The sequence below is a fragment of the Rhodococcus sp. C26F genome, assembly GCF_053345925.1.
Genome location: NZ_JBKFBA010000019.1, coordinates 64,577 through 82,407 on the forward strand (window position 1 = coordinate 64,577; position 17,831 = coordinate 82,407).

Below are 17,831 nucleotides of genomic sequence, written 5' to 3' on the forward strand. Positions count from 1 at the left end.
GAAGGGAACGTCTTCAAGCACCCAGATCCGCTCACCCGGGCCAGCGGCCGGCATATCAAGTCGAGCGGATGCAGCGCTTCGTGGTGACTTCGTGCGGGTGCTTCGGCGAGAGCGTGCGCGCGGCGGCATAACGATCAGGTCCAGACGCTGTCGGCAGAAGACATCTCGGCGGTCGATCCGGCTGAACTTGCCGACGCAGGGCCGGAATCTGCCTTGTCTTTCTGCGGCGGTGTTGCTGGTTCTGTTGTCTCTCCAGCATGAGTTCTGCGCTCAGCGCCGGCTGGGGTAGACGTGCGCGAGGTGCCGTTCGAGGGTGCGGTGGCGGCGTGGTCGGGTACGACTTGGAGGACGCCAGAGCATCGCAGCAACATCGCGGTGTCCCACCGTTGGGCTACATCGCAGAGCGCATCGATGATGACGGATGGCGTTGTCGTGTTCGTTGCAGCTTCGCGCATGACATTGGCCAACGAGCGCAGGTTTTCCGGATCTGCGGCTACCGCGGCGCGTGCGTCATTCGGATCGATCAACCCGCACAGGTGTCGTTCCGAGTGGTCTGGAGCTGGTCGGACCTGGATCGCATCGTTGATGGTCTGTGACAGCAGCCAGGGTCCAGCGCTGGCAGCATTGGCCACTTCATCGACTTTGTTGGCCACGGACCGAAGAAACAGGCGGCGGCTTTCTTCCGTGTAGCTCACCGTGGCAGTTGGTGCAGTCATCGCAGCTCCCCACATGATTTCCGCGTAGTGCGGACGGACCGGTCGTGCCTTGCCACTGTAGGAAGCCGGATTCTGGCAGACCTTGGGGGCGCGAACAGCCGTGCGCTACACCGCAGCACGGACACCGTGCGGTTCCTGGTGCCGCACGGCCACACGATGCCTTCTACCGTCACCTCACCACAAAGTCCGCAAGCTGAAAGGAACGATGATGAATGCCCCGACACCCCTGCAGATCCGCAACAGTCCCCTGACCAAGACGCCGGCCGATGCGCTGACGGCAGCGGTCCGTGTCGTCGACCGTCATGATCCAGATGGTGCCTGCCACCGACTGATCGTCGCCCTCATTCTCGACGCCGACACTCCTGTTGCCCACTTCTACGCCGACACGCGCAGTTCGACATCCGACACCGCGGCGTTGGAGATCTTGAACGCATTCGCCGAGATCTACTCCCACGCCGAGGCCCACCATCGGGACGTCTTGGTATATATCGGCGACGCGTTCGTCCGCCGCCACCTTCGCGCCGAGAGCGAATCGTTTCCTCTCGCGACCTTCGCAACGAACCTGTATGACGCCCTCGGTTCTCGTTTGATTCCCGCCTACGAGCGGTCGGCCACTGTGGCCGACCAGTGGCGAAGCGACCTCGCAATCGCGCACATCCAAGAGATCGAACGGGCGCGTCGCGAACATCTCGTCATCTACACCGATGGATCGGTCTCGAGCAACCACCCGGGATGCGGAATGGGTGTGGTCACCAGGAACGGGGAGGTCCACGCGCACTTCGACGCTGAAGCACCGAACGACCCGTTGGTCGCCGAGCTGCTGGCAATCGAACTGGCCGTGCAGACCTATCCGCTGCAACGCTTGACGATCCGCACCGACAGCCTCAACGCCATCGAACTTCTGAACATGGACATCGACGAGATCAACAATCGACCTCGGCACGGCGACTACCGCACCGATCTCTACATCAACTACGTCGCGAAGCGCATCGTCCGGGCCATCACCGATCGCAGGGTCAGCTTCGAATGGGTGAAAGGACACGACGGGGATCTGCACAACGAAGCCGCCGACCGCGCTGCCCGCAGCGTCCGCCGATACAACACCTACCGGATCCCGCCCAGCGCGTTGTCGCATGTACTCGACAACATCCGGCAGGACATCGCCGCCTGAATACTCAGAGACAGCGCAAGTCGCGGTGATGAAGCGCGCCGGCTCCTCGAGCAAGACCGTGACAGCCTCGCCAGCGGTGGCATCGCGAACTGCCGCCGACGCGCGATGTCCGCGATCAGGTCGCCGCGGGCCGCGCCGCCCCGTCGGTCAGCTTCCGGTACCCCGAGGCGACCGTCTCCGGCCAGGCCACCGTCTGGCGCGATGAGTCCGGCGTTGACCTAGTGTCCCCATTCCCGCAGGCCGGCGGAAACTGGATGCCTGCACCTGCGGGAAGTCAGCAGCGGTGGCCGCTGCGAGCACATCGGTGAGGCGCTGCACAGCCTCGGCGACGCGTATGGGGCCGCACCGACCGGCGACACAGCACTGCGGCCCGGGGTGTCGATGGCGGAGCTGCGGCGCGACCGCACGTCGGACACCGCCTACGACGCGCCCCGCGCCCCGCTCGAGCGGATGAACTACTCGCGCATCCAGAACCTGCGCGCCCAGCGGCAGGACACCCACAAGGAAGACCTGTTCGAGAATCAGCGTCGGGCGAGCCGATCAACACCCCGTCGGTGAAGCCGCCGAAGGACAACGAGGGGCCGGTCGGTCGCATGGCCGACGACGTTCGAACGGGAAGGCAAGGGCGGCGCCACTCCGACCGCCCCACCGACCTCAACGACGTCGCCGACGTGCAGTACCGGATCCGGGCCGCGCTGTTTGCCCGCACCCGCACGCACTACTCGGTGTTGCGGGACAAGGACGGTGGCATGCGCAACACCATCCCGAAGGCGCGGCGCGCGAAGGACGGCATCATCCCGTTCGCCGAGTGGGCCCGCCTCGCGGACACCCTCGGCATTCCGGCGCACCACTCCCGCGCCAACGGCGTCTACATTCCGGCGGATACGTCGTGGCGGCACGAGATGCTGTCCCGGTCGTACGGTGACACTCCTCCGCCGATCCGGGCGGCCCGGTACACCGTCGCCTGACGCAGAAATCCCCTGTGGCCCCGNCCCGAGGTTTCCCTCGGGGCCACAGGTCGTCATGCGTCGCTGTTCAGAGGGTCTTGAGCTTCCCGCACGGGCCGGGGACGTTCGAGGTGCTGCGTGAGGTCAGCAGGGTTCGGACGATTTCCTGGTCCGCGGGCGAGAGGTTGGGGTCGATGAAGTTCAGTTCCGGCTTTCCCAGTTCCCGTACCCGGCCCGCTAGGGTGGCGTCATAGACGGTCCGGTCGCCGTTGTAGCCAAGGATCCCCGTGACGTGCAGCACCGAGACGGTGAACTTCCGGAGGGTCACCGGAAGGAACCGTGCGGCAAGGACATCGGAGTCACGAAAATTGGTCCATGCGCCCTGGTTGGCGAGCACGCATTCGGCGTCGGTGTGCTTGACGCTCTCACCGATCTGGGTGCGATTGAGATAGGGCTCCGGCTCGATTGCGGACGCCAATGCCTGCTGCAGGACCGGGTAGTCGCCGTCGGTGTACAGCAGGGGGTAGTTCGCCATGGTGAGCAGCCTGCTGACGTCGAGATCGGGAAGGTAGCCCGATTCGAGGAGGAATTGCACGCTTGCATCCGAAGTGCCGAGCAGTTCTGCTGCCTTCTGTCGGCTGACGGTCAGCGTTGCCTTGTGATCCGAGTCCTGCTGAATGAGCATGGGGGACATGTTTCATCCTTTCGATGTGGCGACTGCGATAGACAAGTTACGCCGCTAGGTATGGATTGTGTACTACTAGTGCAAAATGCCCTAGAGATACGTTTACCGCTAGGTGGTATATTCGGCTGAAGAGAGCTGTTGCGACAGGTCTGGAAATGGATAGTTCGAGCGATCAGGCTCAGGCGACAGAGAGCGCTGGATAGCCGCCTCGCTACCGTGCGCGGGAACCATCGGATCACCAAGGGAGACCGCTCGTGAGCAGCGCAATCGACACCTTCGACGACCACGACGTTGTCGACCCGAACACCTTCGCCTCGCCTTTCCCCACGCCGGGCGAGCTCGGAGCGGCACCGTTGAACTGATCGGAGCTCGCGGCCCAGCGGTATCGACCGTCGCCGCGCCCTCGGGACCCTGCACGCGTCGCTGCTACCCGACGACGTCCGGCCACGGCCTGCCACCGACATCCGTACCGGGACCTGAACTCAGCCGGGCGCACCGGGGTGATCGGATACGGTCCATTCAAGCATCGCCACAAGGATGGAGGCCTCGATGGCAGGAGTCGGTGACAGACCGCTGTTGCTCCGCGATACCAGCACCGGCGGTAATTGGTCGTCGCCAGCGATGACGGCCTACAAGGACGAGGATCACCTGCAGACCATCATCGCTGGGTCACCCGAGCACGTTCCCGGAGTCCCCGAAGGCGCCCTGGCGCTACGGGAGCTGTCCACTGCCGCCGGTCCGGCCGATGTGTGCATCGTCGACCCGGCCGGGGAGATCACCGTGGTCGAATGCAAGCTGGCATCAAACTCCGAACGCCGCCGCATGGTCATCGGTCAGGTCCTCGACTACGCCGCCGCGATCTGGCAGTCCGGCCCCGAGACGTTCCATCGGCAGTGGTCCCGCCAGGGTGGCCCGGATCTGGAGGAGCTCGATGACACCGCCCGCGAGCGGCTCGACCACAACCTCGAGGACGGCCGGATCCACCTGTGCCTGGCGGTCGACCTGATCGACGCCGACCTGCGTCGCATGGTCGAGTACCTCAACCGCATCACCCGCGACGACGTCCGCGTCACCGCACTGCAGCTGGCCTACGCCCGGCACGGCAGTATCGAGATCCTCGTCCCGTCCACCTACGGCGGGGAGATCGCCCACGCCAAGTCCCAAGCGGCACACCAGAAGGACAGCTGGACCAAGGAGTCCTTCCTGGACGCGATCGCGTCTCCGTCCGAACGGGCCATCGCCGAGCGGTTGTTCGCGCTGCTCGACGGGCTCGACGAGCGACTGGGCTCCCACGAGGACCTGTGGTTCGGTACCTTCGGGCAAGGCGGGGTGTTCCTTCACCCGTACGGCTTGCGGTTCGCCCCGATCCAGTTGTGGGTCAACAAGGCCGGCCAGCTGATGGCCTACGGCAACTGGCGCCAGTACACGGCGGTGCGAGCCCATCCGGGCTTCGCCGAACTCGCCCGCTTCGTCGGCCAGGACCACGAAGGCGCCATGCGGGGTTTTCCCCTCGCGGAGGTCGACATCGACACGCTCTGGCAGATCGTGGTGCGCTGCGCGCGCCGGATCAACGAACCTGCCAGGCACGACTGAGCACACATCAGCGCACAAGCGGCAGGCCCATCCCTCAACTCAACGGGTGTGAGCACCAACGTCGCTGGGCATACTGAACCCATGCGAAAGCTGGATCGCACCGCCCCCTATGCGCGTCGAACACCCCGACCCGCCACCGTGTTGTCACTGGCGGTGCGTCGCTACCGAGAACATGCGAACACCCCGGACCTGGAGCCGCATGCTGTGGCCGAGGACGGATTTCATCTCGGACGCTGGGCGGACCGGCACCGCATCGCGCGTGTCCTCGGCATCCTGCCCAAGCATCGTGAGGCCGAACTCGACGCGATCGGATTCGACTGGAAGGCTCCTCGCCCCGCAGGTTTCGATAGCAAGCATCGCCGGATGCTGCTCGAGATCGCTGCCTACCGCGAAAAGCACGGTACTGGCGAGGTTCCGAGCACCTACCTCTCTGACGACGGTGAACCGGTAGGGGAGTGGCTTTACCGCAAGGTCCGCAAGTGGCGCGATGGTCACCTTCCGGCTGACGAGCAAGCTGTCCTTGAACTTCTCGGTATCTCGCCCACCCCGCGGCCGCGCGGGCCACGCACCGCCAGACGAGGGCGTTCGACGCGGCAGCCTGCGGCCTTGGCGCACTGAACACCCGATCTTCGTCTACCCGAGGTCGAGGTCGGTCGGCTACTCGGCAGGACGATTGCCGTCCGGATGGGCTCGATCCGTCGGATCGCTAGCGCGGTCCCGAACGGGCTCGGACGAGGCCAGATACTCGTCGAGAACCCGGTCGACCGTTGTCGTCGGGATGTGAAGGTCCGGCTCGGAGTCGGCGAGACGGCGCCGTACTTCAGTGAGCATCGACAGTCCGCGTTGGAGGCGCCCGGTCCTCAGCAGATGTCATCTGCCCAACGCCCGCCCCGACGGCTATCAGTGGCATTCCCAATAGGTCGCGTCATCTCGTCCACGCGCCGAGAGTAACCACCGCGATGTCCGCTGCAGGTGCATCTCATCGCTGAAAAGACGACGGTCCCCGGCGTGGAGCCGGGGACCGTCCTTCGACCCGTCAGGGAATCACTCACCTGCCGGGGAACTCGCGTGATCGCAGGGGTCACCGTAACGGACGGACGTATCAACACCAAACAGGTGAAGCGAGAGCGACCTTCAGGAGAAAGAGCTCATCTCCCACTTCTCAGGGGCACATAGGGGTAGCCAAGATCAGCTCAAGTCGAAGGTCATGGCGTTCTACCGGCCTCATGCGCGTGCCGCAGCTGCCCGAGACCCAACCGCGGCAGGAAAAAGAGGGTCTGGGCAGCTATCCGCGACGACGTGTGCGCCAACCTCGACAGCGGTGCCCTCCCGCTGCTCCGCCGCCTGGCGCATCCCGAAGCTGAGCAGGTACGCCGGATCGCGACCCTGACCGACGTGCGTCTGCTCGACCTGCTGACCTGGGCTGTCGCCTGAACCCGTCACCGGCATCATCCGTGACACGAACTCCGGTGGGACGTCCCAGCCCACTTGGACATACCTCGCGCCTCTGCGCTGTCACGGCCGGTATCGGCTCTTGCGGCGCCCCGCCGAAAGGAGAGTCGAGGCGAGAAAAAGGAACCGCCGTTCCCTGACGGGCGACGACGGCTTCGAAAACCCCGGTCCAAGCCGGGAATATGACGCTCAGTCCTTGGTGGATCGGAAGTCGTAATCCTCATCCATCCCGCTAGAAAGCCAAATTTCCTCGGCGCCAGCGAAGCTGGACTCGGGGTGGGAGTCGTCCTCGTCGCCCCACGACGAATCGTCGGCTAGGTGGTCCTCACCGTGCATGCACCGGCACGGAAACACCTGCTGCGCGACTACCTCTCCATTGACGACCTCATTAACAATGCGTTCGTGTGCTGGCCCAGTTGGCATGTTGTGATGATATGAGCTTCTGGACAAAGCCGGGTATGTCGTTAGCGTCACCTTGGAGTCAGAGAGGATCAGCAACGCACTCTCGGCAGCTGGTGTCGGCGATCAGAGTCACCGGGATATTCAGGGGCAGTAGCGCTTTCATCAGTCGAAGGCGCACGGCGTCATGCACGAGCGGCAGGTCCAAAGGTTGGCCGGCCGCGTCTCGTGCCACGGCGACCGCCTCGGGGCAGTCCCACAGCACCAGTGAGGTGCCGCCGTAGTAGGCGGTGCGGTACCGGATTCCCTCGATCTTCTCCCTGGCCGGTTGATCCTCGTAGATTGCCCGCGCCCACTCCTGGGTTCGTTCGCGAGGCAGGTCGGCGTCGGCCAAGGCAGGCAACGCCCCGAGCGCCATCGCCGCCCCGGGGGTGTCCATCGCATAGGTCTGCACCTCGCGGGTCGGGACGACCTGGCTGATTCGTCGCCGCGAGCACAGTGGTGCGACCCCGGCCTGGCCGAACACTTCGCATGCGGCGGTCGCCAGATCTTCGCCCACATACAGCACTGAACGTCCAGCGGGATCGAGCGCCGGGGCTCGAAACGGTGGTGTGTGGTGGTCGAAGCGATGCAACGGGCCGTAGGAGCGGAAGGTGACCCCGTCCGGAGTGTGGGAGGCCTGGTGATATACCCGGAACCAGGGACGCTGGGCACCGGTCGACTCCGGAGCCCAGGTCCAGTGGAAATCTGCGCGGGGCAGCGGACGGACGGGACTGGGTAGTGGACGCGCCATCAAGCCGCCGTCAGAGCATTGATCACCGCGAACACATGCTCGCGATCACGCAGCATCTCCTGCTGGGGGGTGCGGCCGTCGAAGTCGGCATTCGGGCGGGTCATCCACCGCGACAGGCTCACCACTCCGCCGGGAAACTCGCGCACGAGCCGCGCCAGGTCCGGCAGGACCGGTTCGGCGTCGTCCGGGGTGAACTGCCAGGCAGGGAACCGCCATTCCCGCCCGTCCCTCAGACCGATCAGCCGGTTCTGCACGCGCATGTCCGAGATCGTCTGCGTCGAGACGTCGAGCATCTCGGCCACCTCGGCGCGACTGAACGAGGCGGTGAGCTGCTCTCGCCGTTGTCGGGCCTGCAGGTGCAGGTTCTCGCGTTCGAGCGTCTGGGCCTCCTCGACGTCGATCACGGGCCCCCAACTGTCCTGAACCTCGGCATCGCGGGGGTGGGTGTCAATACCTGATAAGGCATCGGCGAGATGTCGCAGCGCAGAACTCACTGCTTCGGCCACCGGCTCGGGCAGGTCGAGACCTCGGTCAGCGGGATTCTCGCTTGCCGGTACGTGATCGCAGAGCTGTATGCGCACCTCGGTAGTTGCCGGGGTGGACACGGACCTCGTGCCCCCAAGGTCTTGCTCCGGTGCGGTGCAGGCGCTGAGTAGGACATACGCTCCGGTGCTGGCATTGCGCCGCGTGCTAGGGATCGGCATGTGTCCTCCTCGGAACTCACTACACTTTCCATGATACGCGGGATATGCGGGTAATGCGCCCCCTACTCTCGGGAAGGGGTAGCGAGGAGACGGGCCTAACGTGAGGCTCGGTAACGTCATCCCGCGAGCAGGACGACGAATCCGGTGACCGGATCGACTGAGGACAAGGGGAGACTGTGGCATCGGTACATGAGGTGATCGAGGCGTTCCGCAAGGCCCCGTCGAACTCCGAACGCGGCACCCGCTTCGAGCAGCTCATGGTCCGCTACTTCCAGCTCGACCCGATGCTTTCCCAGCAGTACGACCAGGTATGGCGCTGGATCGACTGGCCCGGCCGGGACGGCAAACCCGACACCGGCATCGACCTGGTCGCCCGCGAACGCGACACCGGCGCGTACACCGCGATCCAGTGCAAGTTCTACGAACCGACCTCGACGTTGAGCAAGGGTGATATCGACTCGTTCTTCACCGCCTCGGGCAAGAGGCCGTTCACCAACCGGATCATCATCTCCACCACCGACCGGTGGGGAAAACACGCCGAAGCCGCCCTCGAAGACCAACAGACCCCAGTGCAGCGCATCGGGCTGGCGGAGATCGCCGAGTCCCCCATCGAGTGGAACATCGAGGACTTCACCGACGGGATCCCCGAGGTCAGCCTCGCCGAAGCCGTCCGGCACGAGCCGCGCCCGCACCAGATCGAGGCCATCGAGAAGGTCTTCAAGGGCTTTGCTGCCGGCAACGAACGCGGCAAGCTCGTCATGGCCTGCGGTACCGGCAAGACCTTCACTGCATTGAAGATCGCCGAACGCACCGCCGCCGAGCAGGGCGGATCGGCCCGGATCCTGTTCGCCGTCCCGTCCATCTCGCTGCTGTCGCAAACCTTGCGGGGGTGGACCGCGCAAACCCAGCTGGACCTGCGGGCGTTCGCGGTGTGCTCCGATACCAAGGTCTCCCGCGCCGCCGAAGACATCGCAGTGCACGACGTGGCCATCCCCGTCACCACCGACCCCGCAGTGCTGGCCACAGAGATGGAGCACCGCAAACGCGCCAAGGGTCTGACGGTGGTGTTCACCACCTACCAATCGCTGCCGGTGGTCGCCGAGGCCCAGAAGAACGGGGTCGATCCGTTCGACTTGGTGATCTGCGACGAGGCGCACCGCACCACCGGCGCCACCGCCGCCGGGGCGGACGAGTCGAACTTCGTGCGCGTGCACGACGGCGACTACCTCAAGGCAGCACGCCGTCTGTACATGACCGCGACCCCGCGAATCTTCGACGACAAGGTCAAGGACAAGGCCGACGAACACTCCGCCGAGTTGTACTCGATGGACGACGAGACCCTCTTCGGGCCGGAGTTCCATCGCCTGTCCTTCGGCGAGGCCGTCGACCGCGGCCTGCTCACCGACTACAAGGTCATCGTCCTGACCGTGGACGAATCGGTGATGGCCGGTCCCTTGCAGGACCAACTCGCCGGGGACCACTCGGAGCTGCGCCTCGACGACGCCTCCCGGATCATCGGCTGTTGGAACGGCCTCGCCAAACGCGCCGGACAAACCCCGGACGGCGCCGGCTTCACCCCGGGGGAAGCGCCGATGCGCCGGGCGGTGGCGTTCGCCAAGGACATCGCCGCCTCCACCCAGCTCGCCGACGTCTTCCCGTCGGTGGTCGACGCCTACCGAGACCTGCTCGACTCCGGCGAGAACGACGGGCACCGGATCGACGACACCAACCGGGATCTGCGCTGCGAGGTCCACCATGTCGACGGCACCTTCAACGCCCTTGAGCGCAACAAGGAACTGGCCTGGCTCAAAGCCCCCGTTCCCGACGGGGAATGTCGCATCCTGTCGAACGCCCGCTGCCTGTCCGAAGGTGTCGACGTCCCAGCTTTGGATGCGGTGCTGTTCATGCACCCCCGCAATTCGGTGGTGGATGTGGTGCAGTCCGTTGGGCGGGTGATGCGCCTGAACCCCGGCAAGGATTACGGCTACATCATCCTGCCCGTCGCCGTTCCCGCCGGCGTCGCACCCTCCCAAGCCCTGTCGGACAATCGCCGCTTCAAGGTCGTCTGGCAAGTCCTCAACGCCCTACGGGCGCACGACGACCGGTTCAACGCGATGGTCAACTCCATCGCCCTCAACACCAACAACGACGTCGTCAAAACCGGCCAAGGGACCGACCGGCTCCTCGGCGGACACATCGGCCCCACCACCGACGCTGGCGAGACCCCGACCGACGGCACCAGCACCGACGACCCGGCGAGCGGGGCGGCCGACGGCTCCTCCGACGGTGGGCACCTCGCGCAGCAGATGGCGTTGTTCTCCCTGTCGGAATGGCAGGAAGCGATCTACGCCAAGATCGTCGACAAGGTCGGCACCCGCGCCTACTGGGAGGACTGGGCCGCCGATGTCGCCGACATCGCCGCCTCCCAGATCACCCGCATTCGCGCCCTCCTCGCCAGCGCGAACACCGAGATCAAGAACGCATTCGCCCAGTTCCTGCAAGGTCTGCGCGACAACCTCAACGACTCGATCACCGAAGACGACGCGATCAGCATGCTGTCCCAGCATCTGATCACCAAACCGGTCTTCGACGCATTGTTCGCCGGCCATGACTTCGCCTCCCACAACCCCGTATCCCGGGTGATGCAGGCGATGGTCGACAAGCTCGGCGACTCCGGGCTCGAAGCCGAAACCCACAAACTCGACAGCTTCTACGCCTCCGTGCGCGTCCGCGCCTCCGAAGTCACAAGCGCCGACGGCAAACAGCAGGTCATCGCCGAACTGTACGAGAAGTTCTTCCGCCTTGCATTCAAGAAGCAGTCCAAGGCCCTTGGAGTGGTCTATACCCCAGTGCCTGTTGTTGACTTCGTCCTCCGCGCCGCCGACCACGCCTCTCGTGATGCGTTCGGCCGCGGACTGTCGGACGAAGGCGTGCACATTCTCGACCCCTTCACCGGAACCGGCACTTTTCTCACACGACTGCTGCAGTCCGGACTCATCGCGCCCAAGGATCTAGCGCGCAAGTACGCCGAAGAATTGCACGCCAACGAGATACTGCTGCTGGCCTACTACATCGCTGCGGTCAACATCGAAACTACCTACCACGCTCTGACCAGCAGCGATAGTGCTGCCACCTACGAGCCGTTCGAGGGGATTGTCCTCGCAGACACTTTCCAGATCACCGAAGACGGCGACAGCCTCGACGCCGTGATGTTCCCGCAGAACAACGACCGCATCATCCGCCAGAATGCCACACCCATTAACGTGGTCATCGGCAACCCGCCGTATAGCGGCGCCCAGAACAGCGCGAACGACCTCAACGCCAACCTGAAGTACCCCAGTCTCGACAAACGGATCGAACAGACGTACGCGAGACACTCGACAGCAAAAAATAAGAGCAGCTTGTACAACAGCTACCTTCGGGCTTACCGGTGGGCCACCGACCGCATCGGTGAAGCGGGGGTCGTCGCTTTCGTTTCGGCTGGCGGATGGCTTAACGACAACAGTGCCGACGGTATCCGTATTTCCCTTTCCACGGAATACTCCCGCATCTTCGTCTACAATCTTCGCGGCAACCAACTCGGAGATTGGAAGCGCGAAGGCGGGAAGATTTTCGGTGAAGGTTCCCAATCCACGATTGTGATCTTCGTCGGGGTCAAGGACCCAGCACACACCGGACCGCGCGAGATCTTCTACCGAGATATCGGCGACTCATTAAGTCGCGAGGACAAGCTCGCCATCGTCGCTAGCGGCTCCCTGGAAACCATCGAGTGGCAATCAATTACACCAAATATCCACGGTGACTGGATCAATCACCGGGACGAGCAGTACATTACCTGGCCAACTATTGGCGAGAAAAAGTCTAGATCTGAACAGGTGAGAGTTTTCGCGCAGTACTCGGCGGGTCTTCAGACCAACCGCGATCCGTGGGTATATAGCTACTCGCGGGTGAAACTTTCCACGAACGTGCAGCGACTTGTAGACAATTACAACAACCAACATCAGCCATTTGACGAATATTGCCGCAAAAACGCGATTACGCGACCGGACGAAGGCGCGGTAACTGCCTACCTCACTGCAAACCCCTCCGCAACGCAATCGGACTATATTAAGTGGTCTTCTAGCCTCAAGCAACACCTGTCCCGTGCAACTACGGCCAGCTTTGACGAAACTTGTATTCGTCAAAGCTCCTATCGTCCGTTCGACACCGAATACACTTACTTTGATCGGATCCTCAACCACAGGCAGGGCGAACTTGCCTCGATGTTCCCGACTCCCCGCCACCAAAATATAGGTATCGTTTTGACGGCCCCGGCGTCACACTTCGAGTTCACACCATTCCTTACCACCCTACTGCCTAATCTGCACCTACTCGATACGGGACAGTTTTTCCCGCGATGGACGTATCGGAAAGCCGAGGTGGCCGACGGAGAATTGGACTTCGCATCTGCCACTTCGATGGACGTGGACGAGTACGGCTATCAACGGATGGACAACATCACTGACCACATCCTCGCGCTCTATCGCGACACGCTGGGTGAGCAGGTGACGAAGGATGACATTTTCTTCTACGTCTACGGCCTGTTGCACGACCCCACCTACCGCAGGTCGTACGCGACTGATCTGAAGAAAATGCTCCCGCGCATTCCCACACCGACTTCGCGAGAACGATTTGAGCAAGTTACCGAGGCTGGTCGCCGGTTGGCGGACCTGCACGTCGGTTACGAAGCCGTCGAGCCGTACCCGCTGGATATCCAGCTCAAGAAGGGAGCCTCCGCGGACGAGCGGGAGACGTGGCGGGTGTCGAAGATGAAGTGGGGCAAGAAGAAGGACCCCGAGTCCGGCAAGAACATCGATGACCGTAGCGTCATTGTCTACAACCCACGGGTCACCATCACCGGGATCCCGGAGGAAGCCGAACGCTACATGCTCGGCTCCCGATCGGCATTGGCGTGGATCATCGACCGATACCAGATCAAGACCGACAAAGCATCCGGGATCGTCAACGACCCGAACGACTGGTGTGACGAGCACAAGAATCCCCGGTACATCGTGGACCTGATCAAGCGAGTGACCACCGTGGCGGTCGAAACAATGAAGATCGTTGACTCACTCGCGTGATCTTGATGGTCGTGATCTCTATGGAGGGAGTTGACGTATCAGCATCGCTCCAGTGAGTCCGGTTCCGTCCTCGGGTCACGGTGCAGCTCAAACGCCTACAACCCTGATGGCACGCCCATCGGTCGCGGTATCGTTGTGCTCTTCCAACGGAACGCTCAGGTCAGAGACGCCAATCGTGCCATGGTGGTGACTCTCGGTCGATTCATCGATGGCGGCCGCCATGTTCACACCGACCGTGGACCTGGTCGGTGGCACCCGCCCTCGCTGAACTAATCCTTGACCAGCGGATCGGCGTACGAATGGCACCGAAGGTCGAGTAGAGCTGGTTCCATCGATCCGATTAACTGTCCGATCAAGTCAGGGGACCGGTGGGGCCACGTCAGTGCCTCGTCTCGTTCTTCTCGATCAGCCGATAGACCGGGTTCGTCGCCGAGGCAGCGCGGGTTTCTTTGCCGGCGCCTTGGGTGTAGCGCTGGGTGGTGGTCATCGACTCGTGTCCGAGCAGTCGCATCAGGGTGTAGATATTGACGTCGCTATCGGCCAGTGAAGTTGCGAAGGTGTGCCGGAGTTGGTGGACCAGGGCGCCTTTCGCGCGCTGTCCGTTGATGCCGGCCCGGCGGTAGGCACGTTCGACCCGGTACTGGATGGTGGGTGCGGTGATGCGTTCTCCATCGACACCGAGGAAGAGTGGATCGGATACTCGTAGGCGGCGCCAGGGTGAAGCCGTGGGGGAGGTGCGGGCCTTGCCGCTGCCGGGGAATCGCTGCAGGCGCGAGTCGAGGTAGGACGTGAGCATGTCGACGAGTGCGAGCTCGGCGGTGAGGATGCGTTGTTTGTTTCCTTTGCCGTGGACGGTGATGGCCTTGACGCTGCCGGTGTCGTCGAGGTCGCGGAAGTCCCCGATGTTGAGGGTGACCAGTTCGGACAGTCGGCATCCGGTGAGCAGTGCGGTGAGGACGATGGCGAGGTCGCGTTCTCGCCAGGCGTGTGCGTTGTCGTCCTCGTCTGTGGTCAGCGCGGTGATCAGTTTCTCGACCGCGTCCTGGTCGAAGGCCTTCGGTACGGTCTTGGCGACCTTAGGGCGCAGGACCGCATCCATCGGGTTCGCGACGATCAGATCCGAGGTGAACAGGTAGCTGCACAGGGCGTTCCAGGTCGACCAGCAGCGCCGGATCGAGGCAGGGGCGTGAGTGTCGGCGTAGGCTGCGAACGCCGCGCGTATCCGGTCCTTGTCGACCACATTGCAGGCCAGGTCGTCGGCCGGAACACCGGTGTGGGCGGCGAGAAGTTCGGCGATCGCGGTGAAGTCCTGTCGGTAGGCCTTGAGGGTGGCCTCCGATGGCTTGCCGGTGCTGCGGTAGACGAGGAACTCTTCGAACTTCGAACTTAGATCGCCCCTCATACTGTGTCACCATCCGATGTTGGCCGAATCGCTCTCTCAGGCAACTTACGAAAACCTTCAGTGGGGCTGAGTGTCCACGCGTACCTGGTGCCGCCGATTGGTCCGTTGCCACCGATTCCACCGCTCTGGTTGAGGTCCTCAGCTTCCTGGGCGAGTCGGTCGAAGTGACGGTCCAGGTGTGAAAGAACCTCGTCGAGGTGCTCGACGAGATTACTTTCTGCGGCGATGAGACACGAGGCGGCACCGTCACCTGAGCTTTGGAAGATCCTGTCAGGCAGGGCGATGTAAGTGGGTTCTTCGCCCCATTCACGGATGCAGCACTGATGGCCGTCAGCTGAGTTGATCGCTACGGCGACAACACTCAGGCCAGTGTGGCCGCAGTTGTTACTGACGTACTCGCCGAGATCGTTAGGGACCTGTGTGTCCGAGTTGTCGATGTTCGCTGGGTCATTCGCCTTGTCTCGTGCGATTGCGCACTTCTCGCAGTCATACCACCGCTCGAACACCGGCCTCCACATGCGATTGACAAGTTCTGAGAGGGAGGTGACAGCTGCCGGGGGCGTCACAGCGAGCCCCGATCGAAGTACCGAAATTGCGGGGTCGTCAGTGGCGCGGTCCGGATTTCGGAACTCGGCCCGATCGTGGGTCATGACGATCGCTGCAAACTCACCTGGTTTCCAAGACGTATGGTCGAGCGGAAACGTCAAGTACTTTGTCGTATCGGGATCCTTGACGACACGATCACCTCCACAAGGCCGATCTGTCGTCCAACTGTCGGACAGCGTGAGCCAAGTACCATCGACATGTCCATAAATATGCAGAGTCACGGGGAGCGGTCCCTGTCGTCCGATCGCTTGTGTAGTTGCTAGATAATATAGGTTATCTAGCAGATCTTGCGAGGAGGTGGGTGCGTAGCCATAACGAACGCCACCACACAGAGACCGCTCAGTCGTGCTTCGACATCGGAATTCCAGCGGCCCGGAGCACTGGTCCTAGTTCAGGATGAAGCGTGACCTGGTGGTCGAGGTCGACTTCCATCAGGTGTTTCCAAAGCCGAGCCTGAGACACATGTCGAGTCGGCCGGCCTTCGGCGTCAACGAGTCCAAGAGACGCTTCCAGTGAGCCTGGTATCCAGAGTAGTTCGGCCCTACCACCTTCAGCGTTGACACGATCCACGAGTTCTTGGACGTCGCGACCAACTCTGACTCCCGCCTCGTCATCCTCGAGGATCGCCACGAACGGTATGGGCGCGCTAGAGGCATTGAGTACCGCGTCGATCGTCGGCGCCATATTTGACGGCCCCGAAGTGGCTATCAGCTCCACTGGTTCGGTGGCATTCCGGGTTTCACGCAGAATGTCTAAGGCTTGCCGATCAACGGGGCCTTCGACGAAGACGATCGTCGGTCGCTGCCCGACGGCCTCCCCCGCGTATCGGGTAGTTAAGAGACTGCCGAGCTGAGCGAAGGGAGTGCAGGACTCTGCCGCAGCGCGCAGCTTCAAACGAATAGCCTCCGCAATACCGATCCTGTTCTTGATCACGAGGTCGACGTCGGCACGATCGAAGAGCACGAGATTTAGGTCTTTTCCAGCTATCAACGCATCGACGGCGTCTGTGCTGTAACCGCTCATGCTGAAAAATAGGCCGATTGTGCCGGTCAGCTTACCGTCAACCTTGCCCTTGAACTGATACAAGCTGGAGGCTGGGTGGGCTGCGGACGTCCACTTGGCTTCGAACAGGTACGTTCGGCCATCCAGCCAGATCGAGCCGTCCACCTCCTCCCCTGTCGGGCGATAGCTTGCTCGCGGCTTGAGCCCGTCTTCGTTGAACATCTCGATGAGCGCGCCCTCGAATTCGCGGCCCCGATCCGCTTTCTCTGCTTTCGTCGCGGTTGGAGGAAGCTCATGGGCAGCCGAGAACCATTTCCGCCACCCACCGGCGGCCGCGACCGCTTCGCGGGCCCCGCTCATCGGGCACCCGACTCGGTTGCGGTAGCGACGCAGGTGCGTCGGGACAGGTTTCGTAGATGCACGCCTTCATTCTCGGCATAGGCAGAGCAGTACGTGCGGCCGGGTCCGTAGTCTATGTTTCGTGGAAGACGAGCTGCATCTCCGAGAGTCCTGGCCAGCATCAACTCTTACAGGTGAGCCGTCGATCCAAGAGCTGTCGATGACCGTCAACCGAGAGGAAGACGGCAGCGCAATCTTCACGGGGATGATCGGGCATCCCGACTGTCCACCCGCGGATTGCGAGCACTTCCAGTTCGTACTCGATCCCGAACGGGTCACCCAGCTCGTTGCGTACCTCTCGTCGCGCGATTGATCGCAGGGTCGGGCGGAACGAACGTCGGATCGTTCATGTTTGAAGTGGGATGACGGGTCGGGCTAGCGTGAATCCTGAACGACTGGCCGCCGTCGAGTAGTGCGATCAGAGAGTGCTGAGCCAGCATCCGAGCGCGAGCCGGGCTGCAGAACAGGGATCTGTGCGGTCGACTGGCACGGATGTGTCAGTCAACGTCACCCTTGTCGAGTTCCCTTCACTGTCACGATTATTGGCCTGCGAACGCACCTCCACGACCGCGTTTCCTGCCGAGCCTTTGCACATCTGAAGGTAGGGCGAGAACCCCGGATAGCTGTTCGACAGCCACAGCCTCAACCTGTCGTCGCTGACACCCAGATCGAGTTCGTCGGGATGATCGTTTGCTTCGTTCGCGAGTGCGATGAACGCGTCGGGGATCGTGATGTACGGATCGGCCATCGTTCCTCCTACTGCAGAGGCAGGCCCATGCCTGCGGTTGACGGGAGCGACGTTAGGGACGTCGGCAACACGGTGTTGCAGTGTCTTCTCGCTG

General features: G+C 62.9%; 16 protein-coding genes. 8 read left to right on the plus strand and 8 right to left on the minus strand.

Annotated features, from left to right (window positions below):
- Nucleotides 1-134 precede the first annotated feature (134 nt).
- Nucleotides 135-716, minus strand: coding sequence for a hypothetical protein (locus ACLBYD_RS18640; RefSeq protein WP_237211529.1), 582 nt, complete (start codon nucleotides 714-716; stop codon nucleotides 135-137).
- Between the two features lie 208 nt (nucleotides 717-924).
- On the opposite strand from ACLBYD_RS18640, the gene ACLBYD_RS18645 reads away from it, so the two are divergent.
- From ACLBYD_RS18645 to ACLBYD_RS18655, 3 genes are all read left to right on the plus strand, one after another.
- Nucleotides 925-1,887, plus strand: coding sequence for a ribonuclease H family protein (locus ACLBYD_RS18645; RefSeq protein WP_272912442.1), 963 nt, complete (start codon nucleotides 925-927; stop codon nucleotides 1,885-1,887).
- Nucleotides 1,888-2,268: 381 nt separating this feature from the next.
- A complete protein-coding gene (locus ACLBYD_RS18650) occupies nucleotides 2,269-2,445 on the plus strand; it encodes a hypothetical protein (RefSeq protein WP_237211531.1) in 177 nt (58 codons plus the stop codon).
- 35 nt (nucleotides 2,446-2,480) lie between these two features.
- Nucleotides 2,481-2,855, plus strand: coding sequence for a hypothetical protein (locus tag ACLBYD_RS18655; protein WP_447817591.1), 375 nt, complete (start codon nucleotides 2,481-2,483; stop codon nucleotides 2,853-2,855).
- 67 nt (nucleotides 2,856-2,922) lie between these two features.
- Here ACLBYD_RS18655 and ACLBYD_RS18660 read toward each other — a convergent pair whose 3' ends face one another.
- Nucleotides 2,923-3,528, minus strand: coding sequence for a transcriptional regulator (locus ACLBYD_RS18660; protein WP_232238173.1), 606 nt, complete (start codon nucleotides 3,526-3,528; stop codon nucleotides 2,923-2,925).
- Nucleotides 3,529-4,068: 540 nt separating this feature from the next.
- On the opposite strand from ACLBYD_RS18660, the gene ACLBYD_RS18665 reads away from it, so the two are divergent.
- The 3 genes from ACLBYD_RS18665 (at nucleotide 4,069) to ACLBYD_RS18675 (ending at nucleotide 6,546) form a co-directional block, all read left to right on the plus strand.
- Nucleotides 4,069-5,112 (plus strand): hypothetical protein, encoded by a 1,044-nt coding sequence (locus ACLBYD_RS18665; protein ID WP_447817592.1) that lies wholly within the window; start codon nucleotides 4,069-4,071, stop codon nucleotides 5,110-5,112.
- Between the two features lie 81 nt (nucleotides 5,113-5,193).
- Nucleotides 5,194-5,730: a helicase associated domain-containing protein gene (locus ACLBYD_RS18670; protein WP_237211534.1), complete on the plus strand. Its 537-nt coding sequence runs from the start codon at nucleotides 5,194-5,196 to the stop codon at nucleotides 5,728-5,730.
- 681 nt (nucleotides 5,731-6,411) lie between these two features.
- On the plus strand, nucleotides 6,412-6,546 hold the full coding sequence (locus tag ACLBYD_RS18675; RefSeq protein ID WP_272912421.1) for a hypothetical protein: 135 nt from the start codon (nucleotides 6,412-6,414) through the stop codon (nucleotides 6,544-6,546).
- A gap of 499 nt (nucleotides 6,547-7,045) precedes the next feature.
- Here ACLBYD_RS18675 and ACLBYD_RS18680 read toward each other — a convergent pair whose 3' ends face one another.
- Both ACLBYD_RS18680 and ACLBYD_RS18685 read right to left on the minus strand, forming a co-directional pair.
- A complete protein-coding gene (locus ACLBYD_RS18680; RefSeq protein WP_237211571.1) occupies nucleotides 7,046-7,756 on the minus strand; it encodes an RES family NAD+ phosphorylase in 711 nt (236 codons plus the stop codon).
- Nucleotides 7,756-8,160, minus strand: coding sequence for a helix-turn-helix domain-containing protein (locus ACLBYD_RS18685; RefSeq protein WP_447817594.1), 405 nt, complete (start codon nucleotides 8,158-8,160; stop codon nucleotides 7,756-7,758). Before ACLBYD_RS18685 ends, ACLBYD_RS18680 begins: the two co-directional genes overlap by 1 nt.
- 476 nt (nucleotides 8,161-8,636) lie before the next feature.
- On the opposite strand from ACLBYD_RS18685, the gene ACLBYD_RS18690 reads away from it, so the two are divergent.
- Entirely contained in the window at nucleotides 8,637-13,580 is a 4,944-nt protein-coding gene (locus tag ACLBYD_RS18690; protein ID WP_237211536.1) for a DEAD/DEAH box helicase, read from the plus strand.
- 379 nt (nucleotides 13,581-13,959) lie between these two features.
- Here ACLBYD_RS18690 and ACLBYD_RS18695 read toward each other — a convergent pair whose 3' ends face one another.
- From ACLBYD_RS18695 to ACLBYD_RS18705, 3 genes are all read right to left on the minus strand, one after another.
- Nucleotides 13,960-14,982: a tyrosine-type recombinase/integrase gene (locus ACLBYD_RS18695; protein ID WP_237211537.1), complete on the minus strand. Its 1,023-nt coding sequence runs from the start codon at nucleotides 14,980-14,982 to the stop codon at nucleotides 13,960-13,962.
- The gene (locus tag ACLBYD_RS18700) at nucleotides 14,979-15,809 is read right to left on the minus strand and encodes a hypothetical protein (protein WP_237211538.1); all 831 of its coding nucleotides are present in this window, start codon (nucleotides 15,807-15,809) and stop codon (nucleotides 14,979-14,981) included. Before ACLBYD_RS18700 ends, ACLBYD_RS18695 begins: the two co-directional genes overlap by 4 nt.
- 118 nt (nucleotides 15,810-15,927) lie before the next feature.
- A complete protein-coding gene (locus ACLBYD_RS18705; RefSeq protein WP_237211539.1) occupies nucleotides 15,928-16,950 on the minus strand; it encodes a restriction endonuclease in 1,023 nt (340 codons plus the stop codon).
- A gap of 121 nt (nucleotides 16,951-17,071) precedes the next feature.
- Between ACLBYD_RS18705 and ACLBYD_RS18710 the strand changes: the two genes are divergently transcribed.
- A complete protein-coding gene (locus ACLBYD_RS18710) occupies nucleotides 17,072-17,302 on the plus strand; it encodes a hypothetical protein (protein ID WP_237211540.1) in 231 nt (76 codons plus the stop codon).
- Nucleotides 17,303-17,407: 105 nt separating this feature from the next.
- Here ACLBYD_RS18710 and ACLBYD_RS18715 read toward each other — a convergent pair whose 3' ends face one another.
- Nucleotides 17,408-17,737 (minus strand): hypothetical protein, encoded by a 330-nt coding sequence (locus tag ACLBYD_RS18715; RefSeq protein ID WP_071936588.1) that lies wholly within the window; start codon nucleotides 17,735-17,737, stop codon nucleotides 17,408-17,410.
- Nucleotides 17,738-17,831: the final 94 nt, after the last annotated feature.

Coding starts and splice junctions, on each gene's coding strand:
- ACLBYD_RS18695 (WP_237211537.1), bottom strand. CDS start 14,982: ATGAGGGGCGATCTAAGTTCGAAGTTCGAAGAGTTCCTCGTCTACCGC.
- ACLBYD_RS18670 (WP_237211534.1), top strand. CDS start 5,194: ATGCGAAAGCTGGATCGCACCGCCCCCTATGCGCGTCGAACACCCCGA.
- ACLBYD_RS18655 (WP_447817591.1), top strand. CDS start 2,481: ATGGCCGACGACGTTCGAACGGGAAGGCAAGGGCGGCGCCACTCCGAC.
- ACLBYD_RS18705 (WP_237211539.1), bottom strand. CDS start 16,950: ATGAGCGGGGCCCGCGAAGCGGTCGCGGCCGCCGGTGGGTGGCGGAAA.
- ACLBYD_RS18660 (WP_232238173.1), bottom strand. CDS start 3,528: ATGTCCCCCATGCTCATTCAGCAGGACTCGGATCACAAGGCAACGCTG.
- ACLBYD_RS18640 (WP_237211529.1), bottom strand. CDS start 716: ATGACTGCACCAACTGCCACGGTGAGCTACACGGAAGAAAGCCGCCGC.
- ACLBYD_RS18665 (WP_447817592.1), top strand. CDS start 4,069: ATGGCAGGAGTCGGTGACAGACCGCTGTTGCTCCGCGATACCAGCACC.
- ACLBYD_RS18680 (WP_237211571.1), bottom strand. CDS start 7,756: ATGGCGCGTCCACTACCCAGTCCCGTCCGTCCGCTGCCCCGCGCAGAT.
- ACLBYD_RS18650 (WP_237211531.1), top strand. CDS start 2,269: ATGGCGGAGCTGCGGCGCGACCGCACGTCGGACACCGCCTACGACGCG.
- ACLBYD_RS18645 (WP_272912442.1), top strand. CDS start 925: ATGAATGCCCCGACACCCCTGCAGATCCGCAACAGTCCCCTGACCAAG.
- ACLBYD_RS18715 (WP_071936588.1), bottom strand. CDS start 17,737: ATGGCCGATCCGTACATCACGATCCCCGACGCGTTCATCGCACTCGCG.